This is a genomic window from Nostoc sp. (genome assembly GCF_036917635.1).
Lineage (GTDB): Bacteria > Cyanobacteriota > Cyanobacteriia > Cyanobacteriales > Nostocaceae > Nostoc.
This window is the reverse complement of record NZ_JBALCW010000062.1, coordinates 80,292-99,149: the sequence shown is the minus strand read 5'-3', so window position 1 is coordinate 99,149 and position 18,858 is coordinate 80,292. Positions and strand designations below refer to the sequence as shown.

General features: G+C 40.6%; 15 protein-coding genes, 2 pseudogenes and 1 CRISPR repeat array. Of the genes and pseudogenes, 9 read left to right on the top strand and 8 right to left on the bottom strand.

The window, feature by feature from the left end:
- Positions 1-37: 37 nt before the first annotated feature.
- Entirely contained in the window at positions 38-250 is a 213-nt protein-coding gene (locus V7K32_RS16190; protein WP_442938753.1) for a hypothetical protein, read from the top strand.
- Positions 251-518: 268 nt separating this feature from the next.
- Positions 519-1,054: a CRISPR direct-repeat array (repeat unit 36 nt; unit sequence TTGCAATTCATCAAAATCCCTATTAGGGATTGAAAC).
- 67 nt (positions 1,055-1,121) lie between these two features.
- Here the strand turns inward: V7K32_RS16190 and xth are convergent.
- On the bottom strand, positions 1,122-1,904 hold the full coding sequence (gene xth, locus V7K32_RS16185) for an exodeoxyribonuclease III (RefSeq protein ID WP_334994848.1): 783 nt from the start codon (positions 1,902-1,904) through the stop codon (positions 1,122-1,124).
- Positions 1,905-2,359: 455 nt separating this feature from the next.
- On the opposite strand from xth, the gene V7K32_RS16180 reads away from it, so the two are divergent.
- Positions 2,360-3,430 carry a glycosyltransferase family 4 protein gene (locus V7K32_RS16180; protein WP_334994847.1) on the top strand — a complete coding sequence of 357 codons (1,071 nt, stop codon included), beginning with the start codon at positions 2,360-2,362 and terminating at the stop codon, positions 3,428-3,430.
- Between the two features lie 54 nt (positions 3,431-3,484).
- Positions 3,485-3,670, top strand: a complete 186-nt coding sequence (locus V7K32_RS16175) for a hypothetical protein (RefSeq protein ID WP_334994846.1) — start codon at positions 3,485-3,487, stop codon at positions 3,668-3,670.
- Between the two features lie 55 nt (positions 3,671-3,725).
- Here the strand turns inward: V7K32_RS16175 and V7K32_RS16170 are convergent.
- Positions 3,726-4,229 (bottom strand): annotated as a pseudogene (locus tag V7K32_RS16170) (IS200/IS605 family accessory protein TnpB-related protein); the annotation flags it as partial.
- 2 nt (positions 4,230-4,231) lie between these two features.
- On the opposite strand from V7K32_RS16170, the pseudogene V7K32_RS16165 reads away from it, so the two are divergent.
- A pseudogene (locus V7K32_RS16165) lies at positions 4,232-4,372 on the top strand (transposase); the annotation flags it as partial.
- A 334-nt stretch (positions 4,373-4,706) separates the two neighbouring features.
- On the top strand, positions 4,707-5,729 hold the full coding sequence (locus V7K32_RS16160) for a zinc-dependent alcohol dehydrogenase (protein WP_334994854.1): 1,023 nt from the start codon (positions 4,707-4,709) through the stop codon (positions 5,727-5,729).
- 69 nt (positions 5,730-5,798) lie between these two features.
- On the opposite strand, the gene V7K32_RS16155 is transcribed toward V7K32_RS16160, so the two are convergent.
- Both V7K32_RS16155 and V7K32_RS16150 read right to left on the bottom strand, forming a co-directional pair.
- Entirely contained in the window at positions 5,799-6,803 is a 1,005-nt protein-coding gene (locus V7K32_RS16155; protein WP_334994845.1) for a hypothetical protein, read from the bottom strand.
- A 384-nt stretch (positions 6,804-7,187) separates the two neighbouring features.
- Positions 7,188-8,807 (bottom strand): ArnT family glycosyltransferase, encoded by a 1,620-nt coding sequence (locus V7K32_RS16150; protein ID WP_334994844.1) that lies wholly within the window; start codon positions 8,805-8,807, stop codon positions 7,188-7,190.
- 825 nt (positions 8,808-9,632) lie between these two features.
- On the opposite strand from V7K32_RS16150, the gene V7K32_RS16145 reads away from it, so the two are divergent.
- On the top strand, positions 9,633-10,814 hold the full coding sequence (locus tag V7K32_RS16145) for a hypothetical protein (RefSeq protein WP_334994843.1): 1,182 nt from the start codon (positions 9,633-9,635) through the stop codon (positions 10,812-10,814).
- An 8-nt stretch (positions 10,815-10,822) separates the two neighbouring features.
- On the opposite strand, the gene V7K32_RS16140 is transcribed toward V7K32_RS16145, so the two are convergent.
- Both V7K32_RS16140 and V7K32_RS16135 read right to left on the bottom strand, forming a co-directional pair.
- On the bottom strand, positions 10,823-12,163 hold the full coding sequence (locus V7K32_RS16140) for a recombinase family protein (RefSeq protein ID WP_334994842.1): 1,341 nt from the start codon (positions 12,161-12,163) through the stop codon (positions 10,823-10,825).
- Between the two features lie 373 nt (positions 12,164-12,536).
- Complete coding sequence (locus tag V7K32_RS16135; protein WP_334994841.1) at positions 12,537-12,896, bottom strand: VOC family protein; 360 nt, start codon at positions 12,894-12,896, stop codon at positions 12,537-12,539.
- A 638-nt stretch (positions 12,897-13,534) separates the two neighbouring features.
- On the opposite strand from V7K32_RS16135, the gene V7K32_RS16130 reads away from it, so the two are divergent.
- On the top strand, positions 13,535-15,436 hold the full coding sequence (locus tag V7K32_RS16130; RefSeq protein ID WP_334994840.1) for an adenylate/guanylate cyclase domain-containing protein: 1,902 nt from the start codon (positions 13,535-13,537) through the stop codon (positions 15,434-15,436).
- An 88-nt stretch (positions 15,437-15,524) separates the two neighbouring features.
- Here the strand turns inward: V7K32_RS16130 and V7K32_RS16125 are convergent, their stop codons facing one another.
- Entirely contained in the window at positions 15,525-16,700 is a 1,176-nt protein-coding gene (locus V7K32_RS16125; RefSeq protein WP_334994839.1) for a homospermidine biosynthesis protein, read from the bottom strand.
- Between the two features lie 261 nt (positions 16,701-16,961).
- Here V7K32_RS16125 and V7K32_RS16120 point away from each other — a divergent pair, with 261 nt between their 5' ends.
- Positions 16,962-17,846, top strand: coding sequence for a ParA family protein (locus tag V7K32_RS16120; protein WP_334994853.1), 885 nt, complete (start codon positions 16,962-16,964; stop codon positions 17,844-17,846).
- Between the two features lie 167 nt (positions 17,847-18,013).
- Here the strand turns inward: V7K32_RS16120 and V7K32_RS16115 are convergent, their stop codons facing one another.
- A complete protein-coding gene (locus tag V7K32_RS16115; RefSeq protein WP_334994838.1) occupies positions 18,014-18,178 on the bottom strand; it encodes a hypothetical protein in 165 nt (54 codons plus the stop codon).
- A gap of 151 nt (positions 18,179-18,329) precedes the next feature.
- Between V7K32_RS16115 and V7K32_RS16110 the strand changes: the two genes are divergently transcribed.
- Positions 18,330-18,725 (top strand): hypothetical protein, encoded by a 396-nt coding sequence (locus V7K32_RS16110; RefSeq protein ID WP_334994837.1) that lies wholly within the window; start codon positions 18,330-18,332, stop codon positions 18,723-18,725.
- Positions 18,726-18,858: the final 133 nt, after the last annotated feature.

Below are 18,858 nucleotides of genomic sequence, written 5' to 3'. Positions count from 1 at the left end.
CCACGCTCTAAAGATATTTTGATGATGTATTAATTAAATCATCTTAAATCTGACTAATCCAAGTGTTTTTTTCTTAGTTGTGAGAAATCCGGGTAAACTGCGATCGCGTTTAGCTAAATTGATTAAACCCGATACCGATAGCGTGCGCTTTTATTTTCTCTGTGGCTGTTGTCAGCGAAAAGTCGAACGTATTGGCGGAGAACAACCACGAGATGAAACAATTTTCTTTGCTGAGTCCCCTTCTAGCTAGGTTCCTCCATCTAAAATGCGCGGAGGGGTAGGTGTACAAATTTCACAGCCCCAAAAAAATGCTTCTATCCCAACTCCAGCAAGGCTTTTAACCCATTACTCGCCTAATCCTCATCCGCGCAATCTCTGAAATGCTTACCAAAATTCAATTTCAGCCTTTAAATTTTCCTGGCGCTCTTCCCAAACAAATTCTCTAATGCTATGATTGCCTTTGAATCGCGCAACCGCACCTTGAAAACTAAATATAGCTTGGGTTTCAGGCTCCCGCCTTGCAATTCATCAAAATCCCTATTAGGGATTGAAACCTAGTTATGAAAAATCCATAATGAATCAAATGTATAATTTGCAATTCATCAAAATCCCTATTAGGGATTGAAACCAGCCATTACTTTAGCTTTAACTATGCCCATTAGATTGCAATTCATCAAAATCCCTATTAGGGATTGAAACGGGAATGTGTATTTACTAATGAATGAAATATCGCTTGCAATTCATCAAAATCCCTATTAGGGATTGAAACCTTAAGCAACGGAGTACTTAGGAGACAGCCAAGGGCTTGCAATTCATCAAAATCCCTATTAGGGATTGAAACCCACTTTTACTTCACAGCGACCGCAGCCGGGGAAATTGCAATTCATCAAAATCCCTATTAGGGATTGAAACGTCAAAAACTGCTATCACTTCCGTGTAAATGGTCATTGCAATTCATCAAAATCCCTATTAGGGATTGAAACATACCTACAACAACTCAACAATTTACTATTACTAATTGCAATTCATCAAAATCCCTATTAGGGATTGAAACCCAATCAAAGTAAACCCACCCGCTAAAAATCCCAGGATTGCCCAATACCCAATACCCAATACCCGATTCAAAATTCTACAATTACCGGCGTATGGTCGCTGGGTTGGGTTAATTTTCTGGGCGCGACATCAATGATGCAACTTGTAGCACGCTCATATAGGATAGGTGTGAGATAGTGATGGTCAATCCGCCAACCTAAGTTGCGACGGAAGGCGGCGGCGCGATAATCCCACCAGCTATAATTTCCGCCTTCTGTGATGAACTTGCGAAAAGCGTCAGCAAATCCCAATTTCAGAATATCCCTTAAGGCTTGGCGCTCTGTTTCTGTTGCCATTATGTGATTTTCTGTACTCACTTGCTCGTGAATATCCTTATCTTCTAGGGCAATATTGAAGTCACCGCACACACAAATTGCAGGTTCTGACAGCACCAACAATCGTAAATACTCGTGTAGCGCTGTCAACCAGCGCATTTTGTATTCATATTTCTCAGTTCCTACTGCTGCACCATTAGGAACATATAAGTTAACAATCCGAACACCATCAATTACACCTGTAATCACCCGCTTTTGCTCATCCCATTCGTGGTGTAAATCTGGCAAAATCGCCCTAAACCCGCTACTTACGTCTTTGAGTGGCTGGCGGCTAATTATGGCTACGCCGTTATAAGATTTTTGTCCTGATACATAAAGCTTATAGCCTAACTGCTCAAAAGGCGATCGCGGAAACTCGGCATCCACAACTTTGGTTTCTTGCAAGCAGAGAACATCAACTGGATTGGCAGTTAACCAATCGTTAACCTGTTCTAGACGAGTGCGAATTGAGTTGACATTCCAAGTAGCTATTTTCATTACTTATCAGGATTTTTTGTAAATTAATAATTACAAATTATGTAATTATTGTACAGTTACTTAATATTTATAATTTCTGTTCCATTTCCCAATTACATTTAAACCAAGCTTTAATGGCTTGATCCCATGAGATATTTTAGTAGTTATAGCTACAAAATATTCCTTTTTGTAAGTTAGGCTACAAAATATTCTACCTCTTTGTGATCCCCAAGGCAGATGCAACAAGTAATTGATTTACCTTAAGTTAGAAAGATAGCTCAGGGTTGAGTTTTACCGATAGTCCATGAGATTTGTCGGTAAAAAATTTACAGCAACGTTAACCATTATTGCGCTTTTCGTAGCCTGTTAGGTTAATTTAAATGTCAAAAGAGTAAGTACAAATGCTCTTTCCTCATAAAATAATCATGCAACTCATTATATTGAGGACAATTTCATAGACTGAACCAAAAAAACTTATGAAAATCGCTCAAGTTGCCCCCTTATGGGAAAGGGTTCCACCTCCTAATTATGGAGGAATAGAACTGGTAGTAAGTCGCTTGACTGATGAACTTGTTCGTCGCGGTCATGAGGTAACCTTATTTGCCTCTGGCGATTCTCAAACTTTGGCTAATTTAGAAGCAGTTTATCCACGGGCATTGCGCTTAGATCCAAATGTCAAAGAGTATGCAGTGTACGAAATGCTAGAACTAAGCCAAGTTTACCAGACTGCTGCCCAATTTGATATTATCCATTCTCATGTAGGGATTTCGGCATTACCTTTAGCGAGTTTGATAACAGCAACTTCTACAGTGCATACCCTGCACAATAATTTTACAACGGATAACCGTCACGCATTTAGCTACCACAAAAAGCAACCTTATGTCAGCATTAGTAACTCGCAGCGTCAAATGGATCTCAATTATATTGACACGGTTTATAACGGAATCGAGCTAGCAGATTATCCATTCGTAGCCCAACCGTCAGAATCTCCGTATTTGGCATTTTTAGGTCGTTTTTCGCCAGAGAAAGGGCCCCAACATGCGATCGCTATTGCTAAACAGAGTGGTTGGCGCTTAAAGATGGCAGGAAAGGTTGATGTCCAAGACTCTAAGTTTTTTGAACAAGAGATTACCCCCCTCATAGATGGTCATAAAATTGAATATCTAGGCGAAATCAACCACGCCCAAAAAACTGAACTTCTGGGCAATGCTGCCATAACTCTTTTCCCGATTAGCTGGCAAGAACCTTTTGGGTTAGTAATGACTGAATCAATGGCAACTGGTACACCAGTCATTGCCATGAATTTCGGCTCCGTACCTGAAGTGATTGCCCACGGTAAAACAGGTTTTATCTGCAATAGCTATGCAGAAATGGCGGCAATGATTCCACTAGCTTTGGAACTCAATCGTCAAACCTGTCGAAAACATGTAGAAAACAACTTTAGTGTTAGCCAAATGGTTAACGGATATGAAGGTGTTTACAGACAAATTATTAAAGAGCGCATAGAATCGAATGGTCGGATTTATGCAGCTAAGATCCACTTTTAATCAACTGCTTTTTTATCCAACTTAAACAATAATTTTTTTTAGGAGGACATTGGTATGAGTACGAGAGCCAACACCTGCCCATGCTGCGGTGGTTCCCTCCTGCGCCATGCCCGACATGGTGAACTATATTGGTTTTGCGTGTCGTGCCGACAAGAAGTACCGCTATTAACTGCTACTCGCTTGCCTAATGTGGAAACCCGGAACACCGGAGTAGTTCCTCAGCCAGTAGTGAATTCCTAGTTTGACGGCATTTTAGATTATTGATACTCCCCACCGCATAGGCGGATGGGGATTCTTAAGCAATCCAAAAACGGATTCTCAAAGGCGCTATCAACGCACCCCTACTGACTCCACTTAGGTCTAGCCCAAGCTTCACCGCTACTTTTCTTAGAATGTTCGCCGCACCATTAGCATCAGCATTTATTTTTATGCCGTTTGCACAAGCATACAGACCACGATTAACTCTTTTTCCAGATGGTTGCCACCCTTCAGGTTTCGCGCCGAATGTAGGCAGCAAATCATCTTCTAAAAAACTCGCTTTACTCGTGTAACTTTCTTCCGTTTCTTCAAACCTTAGTCCGTACTGTTGACACAGTTGAGATATCCTATCTTTCAATCTAGCAGTAGGAATCTGCACAAATTTTTGATTAGTCTTGCTACCAAGATTAATGTTTTGGCGTTGACCATCATTCCAACCAAAAACGATTGTCCCTATTTTATTTTCAAGGCAGTGATTTAAAATCAATCTAGCTGCTTTATTAACAGCATCCCTAACTTGTCTATTCCGCTTCTCGGTAATAATACAAGTCGGAGATAGGTAAGTTTTACTGGGGTGAGAAAGTTAAACTATGGCACGATTCTAAATGTGTGGTTTCATGTGGTGGAGCGCCATTGGAAATAGTTAAGGCTTATATTAAAGGACAGTCAGGCGGCAAAGAATGATTGTCTACTCCGCTCCGCTCCGCATTAGCTTATCCATCCCCACCGTACAGACGGATGGGGAATTCCTTTGAATCCTGATAAAAACGTACAGAGCAAGTAAATTTATTTATGGAAAATAAAAAATATGTATGTAGTGACACGACATGCTGTGAAATACTACCTCAATTGACTCAGAGCAACTAAATTTATTTATGGGCTTGGTAAATTTTTGAATGCGTGAATGCGTGACTTCCCCGAACGCGAGTGCGTCCCCAAGGGTTGGGGCTGACCTTTGCCTTGCGGTACTAGCTTCAGCTGATAAAATCGGATGGAGCTAATTAATAGGTTAAAAGCTTTGTTAGCAGCGTTACTTTATGGGCAAGAAAATTTAAGTTTAGAGCAAGTTCCTGACCCCACTCCGGCGGCTGGCGAAGTTGTGATCCAAGTGGGGGCGGCAACAACTTGTGGTACAGATTTGAAAGTCTGGCGGCGTGGTGGTCATGCCAAAATGTTGATACCACCAACGCTGTTTGGTCACGAAGGGGCTGGGCGAATTGTTGCCTTGGGTGCAGGGGTTACAAATTGGCAAATAGGCGATCGCATTGTCGCTAATAATTCCGCCCCATGCACAAAATGCTTTTTTTGTCAACGTCAAGAATATTCATTATGTCCGAACCTGACCTGGAATAATGGTACCTTTGCGGAATACTTGAAAATTCCTGCACCGATAGTAGAGCATAATTTATTACAGATTCCCGATGAGTTGCCGTGGGAATTGGCAGCGATGACGGAACCCTTAGCTTGTGTGTTGCATGGTGTAGCCCGTTCTAACGTCAAAGCCAAAGATCGAGTAGTCGTCTTAGGAGATGGGGCGATCGGGTTGATGTTTGTGGCGGCGTTGAGTGAGAAAGCTGAGGTGTTGCTGTGGGGAGGTAATAACCACAGGCTAGAAATTGGTCAAAAATTGGGTGCAACCCAGACCTTTAATTATCATCAAATCGCAGATATTCCCGGCGTAGTGAAAGAACTTACCCAAGGATGGGGCGCAGATGTAGTGATTGAAGCAACTGGTGTACCAAGTGTTTGGGAAAGTGCGATCGCTTGCGCCCGTCCTGGTGCAACAGTCAACTTATTCGGTGGATGTCCACGGGATACCAGCATTACTGTCAACACAGAACAGCTACACTACAGCGAACTGACCATCAAAGGCGTGTTTCATAATACACCAAAGTATGTGCAGGAGGCGCTGGCACTGATCGCTAGTCGCAAAATTCCCTTTGAGTTACTTATTAGTGAACAGCGGCCATTAAAAGATTTAGAACAGGTGTTTTATGAGATGAAAGCGCGTCAGGTAATTAAGGTAGCGATGATTCCTTAGTTTTTTGCAGAATACAGCAGATGTTTTGAGTTTAGCCAAACAATGGAGAAAATCTGGACACCAGAGGAGCTACAATTTACCATCCGGCAATACTTCGGGTGAAAACATTGCCCACAACGAGTCATAGTAGGGGAGAAAATAAGCAGCCTGTTGGGGTTCCAGACGAGAGCGGATCTCAGTGCCGAGCAAGTGAATCAATTGCCGCACCAATTCCCAGCGTACCTTTAATCGGGGATACAACATGACACACAATGGAAATAGCTCTTGTTGTATGGCGCTAATGTTGTTTTCCAAAATACAGACCCACAGATACACCTGGAACATCTCTATATCACGGACACTCGAAATCTGAACGCTAGTGTCACTTAAACGACCTGTATGGCATTGATAGTTGGGATACATCTGCATCACCCGTTCCGCAATCTTGGTTGCAATCTCGCTAGACAATGGCAAAAGTTTTTGGACAGCTTGTAATTGTGGTGCATCGTAAGCATATTCTGCTGCTGCCTGGTAAGCACGCTGGAGCGGCATATAGAGATGGTCATCAATCACCTTAAAGTAAGCTCTCAGCGATGCTTGCTGCGCTGGCGGTGTCAAGTTGAGTAGTATTTGTCCGCCGTAGTGAAACTGCATACTAATGAAGCCGATTACTCTAGGATCATTTGCTGTGTACTTCTGCCGAATTTTTCCCAAATCCCTGGCAACCTTAGTAGAAAACTTCGCTGGGGGAATCTGTTGGGCATAGGCTGAGAGGGCAGTTTGATAAATATTGTGGGTATCCTTTGCGACTTCCCACGGATCAATTAATTCAGGGTCAATTTGATGCCGAATCATCTCTTGAGACAAAAGCGCTTCTGTTCTTCCCCACGCTTGCAGACTCGTGGTTCGGAGTGCTTGCTTTAACGTTGTTGCAACCTCACTTGCGATTTCACTGCACTTGAGAACTTCGATGCGATCGTCCTGTTCAGCTAGATTTCGCAAATACTTCTTCGCCCACGCTTCTGAAAATGGTTGATTTGCTACTGTCTCAAACCTTCTTACTGGTTCTGTTAACAATGAAAGATTGTGTGGCATTATAAGCACCTAATTACTAAATTTAATAAATGAAATATTTCGTAAGATTCTTATTGTAAGTAAATAATAGCACTATGCAGACCGTAATAATACTTAGATTGTCATTTATTATTCAAACTAAATCCCAGGTTTTTTAGACTTTTTGGAAAAAGGCGATCGCTAGATGATATCAGGTTCACATAATTAGTTATGATTTCCACAGTGATTGCACCCCACCCCGCCAAAGCTACGCTTCGTCTCCCCTCCCGAAAAGCGGGGAGGGGATTAAGGGGTGGGGAACTCCTGGTTTAATAAGTAATCAAGCGAACATGATATGAGGGAGCAGTGGAGGCAGGGGAGAAGAATTTTCCCCTCTGCCTCTTCCCCATTGCCAATGCCCTAAACTTAAAGACGATTAGTATCTTTTGTAACTAACTTCCAGCCTTCAGCTTCGTCAACTAGCTTCATTGACTCTAATTCGAGATTGTTGAAAGCAGATGCATGAAGCAGAAAGTAGGGTTGCCCGTTGTAGTGCCAATAATATTCGAGTTCGCCAACAGAAGCGGGTATGATGGTGCGATCGCTATAAAAATCCAACGAGGGACGATGATAGGGAAAAGATGTGTAAATCTTCCTCGTAGCTGGATTTGCCCGCACGATCATCGCGGCGACTGGTTTAACTGGATAAGCTTCAGATAATTCCCAAACCCAGTAGTTAGATTTCATTAACAGTAGCAGCGAAATATAACTTCCCCAAAACAAAATCTTCAGAAATTGCCCATCACCTCGTTCTGCCAAAATAGCTGCTAAGGTCATAGTTAAAGCTACTGCTGCAAAAATCAGTTGTAAGTCTGTTTTTGGTGTTGTACCCCAACTGAAATAAATACTACCAGCAGAAGCGGCTACAGCAAGTATCGCTAAACCAGCAACCCAAGCACGGGGATAAGATGAGAGTAAAGGCGAATTTTCTGTATCTGATAATTGGATACCAAAAGCTAAAGCTAAACTAGGGTAAATCGGGAATAAATACCAGGGAACTTTGGTAATCATGAAAGAAATTACCAGCAGATAAACACCACTCCACGCCATTACTAATTTTGCCCAACTAAGATTGCGATTTTCCCAGGTTAAGCGGATAGTTTGCGGTAAAAATAATAGCCACGGCCATGTGTATTTGAAAAGTTCAATAACATAGTACCAAGGTGGTTCAGGATTTCCCTCTACAAATGAGCCAATTCGGACTAGTGATGGGTTTGCAAGCCCAATTTGGGCGAAAATGTAACCATAGTGAATTAGTTGGGCAGCATACCAAGTAGCGACAGGCAAAATGCCAATTAAAATTGCTATCCACAGATAGTAACAGGTGAGCAGTCGTGGCGTATCCCAAAACAGAAATACGATGGCGATCGCACCTAGTAATACACCTAATAATCCTTGAGTCAGGCAAATCAGCCCAAAACTAATCCCAACACCAAGGCAATAGCGTAAATCTCGGCGCGATCGCAACACGCACAACATCATCACCATCAAAAAACTTACCATCGCCCCATCCAACATTGCCAACCGCCCATGACGCACCACAGGTAGCATTGTTAAATAAATCAAGGCGCTATAAATAGCCGCCCATCGTTGGCGAAATATCTCTCTAGCAATGCAATACAGTAAAGGTACAGATGTCGCTGTTAAAATTGCTCCAGGCAGGCGCGTTGTCAACTCATTTTCGCCTCCTAAAGAATAAGCCCAAGCAATTAGCAAATGCATCAAAGGCGGCTTGTTATGATATGGTTCACCTCCTAACGTTGGGTAAAGCCAACGCATTGAACCTGCTGGAGCGTGCCAAATTTCCCGAGCAACCTGTGCCACAGTCCCTTCATCCCAATCTCGCAACGGCAATCCTCCCAGATTGATGCTAAAGAGTAACACTGCTGCCAATAGCAATATTATTAGCCATACCCAATCAATCCATTTGCCAACCGGGCGATGCTGTTTTTCTAGATGACTCCAGATAAAGCTTCCTTCTTGCATATTCTATGTTAATCATTTTACTTTCTGGTTTGATTACATAGAGACATCTAGCGAATCTCCAATGTTGTCACCCAGTAACAACGTATGTTATTAACAATTGCTAGTTTCCAAGATTAACTCAACTTTATCTAATTAGCCCTATTTTTTGAAAAATTTATATTGGTTATTTAAATAACATTTTTGCCTACAAATGATAAAAAGAATACATTCCATAAATTATTTATTACCTGTTGGATAGTCCGTAAATGAACTTGTCTTTTTTTTAATGTGACGCTTAGTTTAAATTTTACATACTTAGTTTTTATCTAATTAAATTCCAATCGTGTTAAGTTAGGGACTGACAAGAAATAAATTATCCAAATAAACGAACCTTATTAGACACAGAGAACATAGAGGAATAAGGAGGAGAGAGTTTTTTCGCCAGTTTTTTGAGTATTTTTTTATTTGGAAGTCCTTTATTGTCAAAAGGGAGCATCCCAAATGTGCAAAAACCTTATTTTTTTGATTAGTAATTTTAAAAATAAAAGTTCATTTTTTATTACCTAAAAAATCGATTTAATGTTAAAGAATTATTTTTAATTATTGAAAAAAGCGATTTAATAAACTAAGCTTTATCACTTTAATTTTGATTAAGTAATTATTTAATTGGAACATCTATACTATAAAATTCTGTAAAAGCATTTTTTTAGAAGAATAGGACTTACGCATCAAGTACGAAATGTAGGGGCAATTCATGAATTGCCCCTACGATAAATCAAGGTTTTCAGTGCCTTTTTACGTAAATCCTAAAGAATAAACAGCTAGAAAATTAGGGGAGCATTGTCAATGAGTTTACCTGTGATTGTGGATATTACTATTGGTTTAGTTGTTATTTACTTCATTTTGAGCTTGATAGCTTCTGAAATTCAAGAGTTGATTTCTACATCTTTACAATGGAGAGCTAAACATTTAAAAAACTCAATTGAATTACTTTTAGCAGGTGGTAGCGAAACCGAAGAATCAGAAATTACTAAAGCAGAAAAATTGGTAAATAAACTTTATACTGATCCTTTGATTAATACCTTGAATCAACAAGCCAAGGGGAAAATAGAAAAGCAGTTTCGGGGAATTAGTAAAAATATTGATACAAAAGGACTAGGAGAAAAACAAAGCGGACCTTCCTATCTTCCTTCTGAAACCTTTGCAATTACTTTATTAGATACCTTAAAAATTCCCCAGCTAATTAATTATGTTAAAAATTCTAGTGAAAATGCTGAAACTAATTTACATATAATATTAGCATTTTACAAAGAACTTAAAATAGGTGTTAATAATCAAGATAGTGAAGAATACAAAAAAATCAAAGCGATTTATGGAGATATTGACCAAAAATTTAGAGATTTTGTTAATAAAGATTTGCCGGATGATATACCTGATAATTTAATTAAGAGTCTTGGGGTGATTGCTCAACGGAGTAGGATCAAGATTGGCAACCTCACTGAAGGAATGAATCAGTTTCAAAATGAAGTCGAAACATGGTTTGATCGCTCTATGGATCGAACCAGTGGCGTTTATAAGCGCAATGCAAAAGGAGTTGCAATTTTAATTGGGATATCAGTTGCTATATTCACTAATACTGATACATTTCACCTAGTTAGTAGATTGTCGCAGGATTCGGCTATCCGCTCTGCTATTACTCAAAGTGCAAGTCAACGAGCCGATTTTATCAATGATCCACAAGCCAGAAGGCAAATTGAGAAACTTTTAGGAGATGCTTCTGTTCCCATTGGATGGCAAAATATCAATCAGCAGTTTGAGTTATTAGATGCTAAAGACTCGAATAGGGAAAATGTTGTATTAATCAGAACTTGGCAGGGTTTTAAATTAATTTGCGGTTGGATTGTAAGTGGTTTGGCTATTTCGATGGGTGCGCCTTTTTGGTTTGATATCCTAAATAAACTAGTGAATGTGCGAAATGCAGGGCCAAAACCTGTTGCGTATACTAAGGATCAACCAACTCAGAAATAGCGTTTCAACTAAAAAATAAAAATAACTTGGAGTTTTAATTCTTTATTCTCAAAAGTAATGTCAATTTGCCTGATAAATTCTCGAAAGTAAAATCGTCGCTCTGTTTCTGATAAATCTAACCAAAATTGTGGTATAGAAACAGCTTGAGCAACAGAACGCAAGTTAACTGGGGGAAGAGTGGCCAACTTTGCTTCGAGTGCAGAAATTTCTGTGCGGAGTTTGTAAGCCCTTAACTTTGCTGTTTCAACATCTAAAATTCCAGTTTCAATTAAAGCGGGTAACTGAGCAAGGATTTCTTGCTGACGAGCGATCGCTTGCCCTAAACTATTCTTGACTGCATCCAACTGGGGAAAATTCATCCCCGCTACAGCTAAGGGTAAATCACGGCAAACGGTTTCAATTGTATGTTCTAAAACCTCTTGGTAGGGAATAGCCTGACACTTGGGGCGTTGAGGACAGCTAGTAGAACGTAAATAAAGATACTCCTTATCTTGGTTGCGTTGAGTGACACGAGTAACTGTTAGATGTGACTGACACTCAGCACAAACAACTAACCCAGCTAAAGAACGGGGTGCACTAGCAGTTCGGGATGGGAAACGGCTGTTACGCCGTAAAAGTCGGTCAACTTGGGCCGCTTCTTCTTTAGAAATTATCGGAATATGGGTATTAGAGATAATTTCACCATTTTGGTAAGCTGTATTGCCGCGATAAACTGGATTAGTTAGCCAGCGTCTTCCTGTGGTGACAGAGATTTTTTTGCCGTATTTTTTCGCCAAGTAACGAACCGAACCCCGTAAGGAACCATAGAGTAAAAAGTGTTCAAAAAAATCTTTGACTACTGGTGAAGTACTGCGATCAATGGTATATTTTCCCTTACCTCTGCGATACCCGTAGGGAACTTTGCCGGGTGGCGGTGCAACCTCAAGACGATTACGGGCGTGTCCTTGACGGATGCGACGGCTCCGTTGCTGACGTTGGATTGCGTGTAACGAATTCAGCAAGTCAGCGCCTTGAGGGTAACTTTCGGAAGTGTAGGGTTGTTCTGTGGCAATTATCGCTACTCCCATTACTTCGAGTTGATGTAAGCGATCGCTAATTTCCTCTACAGTATCCCCTAATTCTTCCAACCGACGAATTAAAAGATAATCTGCTGGTTCAGTTTCGCAATCGGTAAATAATTGTTGTAATTGCGATCGCATAGCGTGTCCGTAGGACTCTCGCATAGCCTGTGCAGAAGACTCTGGCTTACCCAAATCTTCATAAACCCGATCCACCTCCCATCCCCAATCAGCTTGATCGGGAGAAGATTCTAATAGCGGATTGGTGTAAGAATAGGCAATTATTTTCATTGTAATTGGGCATTGGGGATTGGGCATGGAGCATTGAGGATGAGTCTTTGATACTCGTGAATAGACATGTCCAGAAATTAAATATGCGTAACCTGAAACCCTTGTAGAGACGCGAAATTGCCCTTCTCTACGAGACGCTCCGCGAACGTGCCGCTACGAAGAAAGCGTCTCTACATTCATTGTCACTAGATGTCTAATGAGTCTTTAATACTCGCTGATGAGTCTTTGAACTTTGCCCCTCTGCTCCCCTACCTCCCCACTCCCCCTCATACCATTTCACTTTAATAATGATACAAATACGCTGCTGTTTGGGCATGGCATTGCCATACCCCTACGAGAAATCTATATGTATCAGGATTTTCGTGAATTGGTATCATTGCTGACTTAGCTCGACAATATTTCCATCAGGATCTTGAATGAATAAAGCAGGGCGACCAGAAGCGCTGGGTTGAATGGGATAATTATGATTGAGCAAGTCTTGTTTGGCAGTGTCTAAGTTAGCGACTGAGAAAGCGACGTGGGGGTTGCGTCCCCATTTTTCGTTTGAGTTTTCGGTGGGGACAGTAGGTGCAACTATCAGGTGAATTTGATAGTTGCCGACTTGATACCATGCACCAGCATATTTTAGGGAACGATCTATTTTGGATAATCCTAATATTTTGCCATAAAAGTGTTCAGAGCGTTCTAAGTCAGTGACGAGAATTGCTGTATGGAGACTTTGGGTAATCTGCATTGTCGGTAAGTGCGATCGCGTTTATCTAAATTTTGACGTAGTTTGGGACTTGTAGGGAGTAGGGAGGATGAGGGAGAATAAGTAATGACTAATATCATGTCCGCTTGATTGCTTATTAAACCATCAGTTCCCCAAAGAGCCAAGTGAATTAGGCTATGAATTTGGACGATGGACAACAGCAAGATTAGCTACATACTTACAAGAAAGAACTTCCAAAACTGAAGTGTTAAACAGCATTAACTGACCAATATCATCTTTGCTGACATTTATGAAAAGGATTTGCCCTCATCCCCCAACCCCGAATCCCAGATTTGGGATTCGGGGAGCCAAAATTTCAAACTCCCTCTCCCAGATTTGGGAGAGGAATTTAGGGAGAGGGTGAAAACGACAGTTCTCAACTAAGATTTGGTTTAATATTAAAACTCAGTGTGATGATTGCGTCATCTGGCAAAAAATTTAACTTTTCTATAGCAGTCCTAAATCATTTGTAATTATATATCTCTTTCTTCTTTCTTCCCTTTGCGCCCTTTGCGGTTCGTTTGCTTCGTTTTCTTATTTATATTTTTCCCGAATCAAATAGGAATGCTATATTACTATACCTTTAAATTTACTGTTCTTGAATTTAATATAAAAATTATATGGATCAAGTGATTACTGCAATAGCAGATGCTTTGTTTATAACCAATAATTTAGGAAAAATAAAAAAAGTAAATCGTGCTGCTCAAAAATTATTTGGTTTTAGTGAAAAAGAATTAATTAATCAACCAATATCATTGATAATTGATGATGAACAAGTCTTAATACCAGCCATTCACCAGCATTGTTTTTTTCATAAAAATCTTGAGAATTTAGAGGTAGCTTGCCGAACCAAGACTAGAGAAAAGCGGTTGATTGCTTTTTCTTGTTCAGTAATTCCGAAAAAAATAAAAGGATTAGAAGATATTCTCTACATTGGTCGGGATATTACTGCTCGGCAGCACCGAGAACAGCGTACAAGTACCCAGTATGCTATCACTCGTATATTGTCAGAATCCCAAACTGTAAAACAGGTAATTCCGCAAATTTTGCAGTCGATTTGTCAAAATTTGGGATGGGATTTAGGCGAACTTTGGACACCAAGTCAATATATTGGCACTTCGGTACAAGGACATAGCCTCAATGCAGTACTAAGGTGTGTGGAAATTTGGTCAAGTAGAGTAATTTCTGCACGAGAGTTTAAAGCAATCACCTGGCAAACTACATATACACCCGGTATTGGCCTACCTGGTCGAATTTGGATTAGACGTTTGCCCCTGTGGATTCAAGATATCACAGAAAATGGAGACAATCGGCGATCGCAACCTGCTGGTGAGGCTGGATTGCACACAGCTTTTGGCTTCCCCATCTTAGACGATAGTGAAATCTTAGGAGTGATGGTTTTCTTTAGCCGGGATCTACAACCAAAAGATAAAGACTTATTGCAAATGGTGGGTTCTATTGGTAGTCAAATCGCCCAATTTATCAAACGCAAACAAGCAGAAGATGCACTTGTAGAAAGTGAAGAAAGATATCGAGATTTATTTGAAAATGCTAATGATTTGATTCAATGCGTCAATGGATCTGGTCATTTTTTGTATGTCAATCGTGCATGGCGAGAAGCTTTGGGATATAGCGAAGCTGAAATTATGAATATGAATGTTTTCGATATAATACATCCAGAATTTAAACAAGACTGTTTGCAAAGATTTTATCGGGTGCTGTCAGGAGAAAAGATCGGGCAAGTAAAAGCCGCATTCGTGACTAAAGACGGTCAGACAATCTTTCTAGAAGGTAATATTAACTGTAAATTTGTCGAAGGTCATCCAGTTGCAACTCGCGGCATTTTTCGCAATATCACCCAGCGACTAGCAACAGAAGAAGCGGTGCGCCATCGGCAGGAAGAAACCGAACATTTATTGCTGAATATTTTGCCAGCAGCAATCTCCAAACCCTTGAAAGAAGCAGCTAACATTGTCGAAGACGTTGCTGATGTCACAATTCTATTTGCAGATATTATCGGCTTTAGCGAAAATGCTGCTTCTATGAGTGCAATTCAACTGGTAAACTTACTCAACTCGATTTTCTCAACTTTCGATCGCCTCACCGAACAAAATAGTTTACAGAGAATCAAAAATATTGGCGATGCTTATATGGTAGTTGGTGGTTTGCCCCCACGCCGCCGGGATCATGCTCAAGCGATCGCTCAAATGGCACTCCAGATGCAAACTGCGATCGCTCTATTTAATACTCAGAATAACCAAAACTTCAGCATCCGTATTGGCATCCATACTGATACCGTAATTGCGGCAGTAATTGACTTCAAAAAACTTACGTATAATCTCTGGGGAGACACAGTAAACATCGCTAACTGCATGGAATTGCAAGGTATTGTTGGTAAAATCCAAGTTACAGAAAATACTTATAAATCTTTGTGTAATGAATTTTTATTTGAAAAGCGGGGCGAAATCGAAGTTCAAGGCAAAGGGAAAATCACCACTTATTTGTTGATTGGGCAAATTTGAATCTTACTCCCCTTCCCTTATAGGGAAGGGGTTGGGGGTTAGGTCTTTATTGGACTCAACAGAAGCACTATATTAAAATTCCTACTCCCTAATTAGCATTCGGAATCAACCGCCCACAAGGATAAGTCGCTGTTTGCTTTTGGGCACTTTCAGCCACCGCTGCTGGAATTTGATCCGATGATTGGCTTTTGGCTGCTAGATAGTCTTTTTGCAGTTTATCCAAAATAGCTTCTCGCCTGTCGTACACACGCTTCAGGGGACGAGGCTGGCATTTGTTTAAGACGTATGCTGTCACCAATGGTAAAGCGATCGTGCTATCGGTATAACAAACAATAGTATTAGGTAACTCTTCCGGGTCAATCTTACCCCAACTGACAGCTTCCGATGGGGTTGCTCCAGACAAACCGCCTGTATCTGGACGCGCATCGGTAAATTGTACAAAGTAATCGTGTCCTCGTTCTTCTAGCCCCAATACTTCGTGAAGTTGCGGTTGCGTTTGTAGCAAAAAGTTTTTGGGACTACCGCCACCAAGAATTACAGCCGCACTTTTACCTCCAGATTCACGGGCATTATATGCGATCGCAGCCGTCTCATTTACGTCAATTGATGGATCTAACACCAACTGCGAACCTTCCAAAGCCAAAGCTGCCACGTTCATCCCAATTGAACTATCTCCTGGAGAAGACGTATATATAGGCACGCCATACTCGTAAGCTGTGGCCAGCAAACAGGAATGCTGTAAACCCAACTGCTTTTCTACTTCTCGAACATACTTACCCAGTAAATGGTGAAACTCAGCAGTTCCCATCCGTTTCTGAAACGCTTCCCCTTGCAGAATCTTGCGGATGAATGCATCAGTTTCTAGCAGTACATCGTAACCAAAGATAATGTCATAAATGCGAATAGTGCCTTCCTGGCGCAGTTTCACATCATCCAAAAACGGATTACCAGCAAAAAGTTCAAAACCCAAACCGTAGTGCATATCGTGGTAAAGATTTGCACCAGTGCTAATCATCCAGTCAATAAAGCCGTTGCGAATTAAGGGTGCAAGCGCTGAAACCCCAAATCCTGCTGGCGTCATTGCACCGGAAAGGCTAACTCCCACCGTCACACCTTCGGTTAGCACATCACGACTCAGTAGTTGGCAGATTTCCCGCAACCGTGCTGAGTTGTAAGCGGTAAAGTATTGATCGATCAAATCCACCACATTGATATCATTTGATATAGGTGTAGGTGCGATTTTTTGACCCAGCTGCTTAGACATTTTGGCACTCCCGAACAGTAAACACGCCGAATCTAATGTTATCTAGCTTTCAACCAAAGTGATAGCGGTTTAACTAGCTCATTTCATCAAAAAACATTACCACGCCTGAGATTAGAGACTTCCAGTAAAAAAAATATCCCATCGTCGGGGGCAATCTCACTGAAATGAGTTTGCCAAAATATTAAATTTAATGAAATATTTAATGGATCGAGACAGGTGTACGCTATCTACATGGAAATGCGTCAACAGAGGACTCAACCAATGGGATATGTAATTGCTACTGCAAATATGAAAGGTGGCGTTGGTAAAACCACCCTCACTGTCAACTTAGCTACCTGTTTAGCTAAAAATCATGGTAAACGGGTGCTTGTCCTTGATTTAGACAGCCAAATCAGCGCCACACTCAGTTTGATGTCGCCTTTAGATTTTGCCAAGCGTCGTAAACAAAGTAAGACATTTAGGTATCTGATAGACCAAGTTATCAATCCTGAACCAGAAGCAAAATTGACAATTAAAGATATCATTCAATCCCAGGTTTGTAATCTTCCCGGTCTGGATTTATTACCAGGAGATATCGACTTATATGATGAATTTGTTGTATCAGAAATGCTGCATCAGCAAGCAACTGCTTTGGGTGAACAGGACTTTGAAACAATTTGGAATCGCTTTGAAAGAGTCTTGATTAATAATATTTTAAAACCTGTACGTCAAGAATATGATTTTATTCTCTTGGATTGTGCACCTGGATATAATTTATTGACTCGTAGCGCTTTAGCTGCTAGTGATTTTTACATACTTCCTGCTAAACCAGAACCCTTATCTGTAGTGGGTATTCAACTGCTAGAAAGACGCATTGCCCAATTAAAAGACAGTCACGGACATGAAACCAAAATAGATATAAAAATGCTGGGAATTGTATTTAGCATGTCCAGCGCTAACCTTCTCACTGGCAGATACTATAAACAAGTGATGCACCGCGTTGTTGAAGATTTCGGTGTAGAAAAAATTTGTAAGGTACAAATACCAGTTGATGTCAATGTTGCTAAGGCTGTCGATAGTTTTATGCCAGCTGTTTTAATCGCTCCCCAATCAGCTGGTTCAAAAGCGTTCTTTCAGTTAACTCAGGAGTTATTGCAAAAGCTATAGCTCTAGAACTGCTGAGTTCAACGAAGAGGCAGAGGAATGGGCAAAGTGGTTTTTTCTAAGGCTTTGGTGGCTATTACAGAACCAATTGCGATCGCCGCAGTCTCAAGTATCATATCCTGCCTTGGCTATGTGTGTGCTATCTAACTTATTAATACACCGCCTTTGTTCTAAATTCCAAAGACGGCGATAAATCGCGTCTGGTGCTTTATCATCGCTGTTTCATCAACAAAAGCGACTGTTTCATCAACAAAAGCAACTGTTTCATTAACAAAAGCGACTGTTTCATTAACAAAAGCGACTGTTTCATTAACAAAAGCGACTGTTTTATTCACAAAAGCGACTATTTCATCAACAAAAGCATAATTTTTGTGATAAATACTGATATTTACGTCATTCTGTATACTATTAAATGAGGATTTTACTGAACTGCGATCCGGCTTTAGTAAGGCAAACTAGCTCTAAGGCAATAAAAAGGATACATTTATGACTGCTCAAAAACGTACATATCGCGTTTTAGAAAAAGCTGAATTAAGACTGACGGGATTTAAAGCGATTGATCCGAGTATGGATTTTGGGGATATTCGCAACTTGCAAAACGTGACACAACTAATTGAGCAGTACCGTAGCAAGATAGATGCTTATAATACTGCTCTAGCCGTGATTAACTCTTCTAGAACTGAAATGGATGAATTAGACAAAAACTTAAATGACTTGGTTGAGAAAATGCTGATTGGAGTTGCTTTCAAATACGGTAAAGACAGCCGTGAATATGAAATGGCGGGTGCTGTTCGCAAAAGCGATCGCATCCGCAAAAGTCAGGCGACACGTTTGAAGAATTCAGAGCAAAAATCTAGTCAATACGCAAAAACCACTGAGTAATTTTGAATTTTATACCAATTTGAAAAAAAGATATCTCCGACAATGAATGTAGAGACCCGAAATTTCGCGTCTCTACAAGGGTTCTAGATAACGCATATTTAATTTCTGGAGATGTCTAATTTGGGCGGACAAG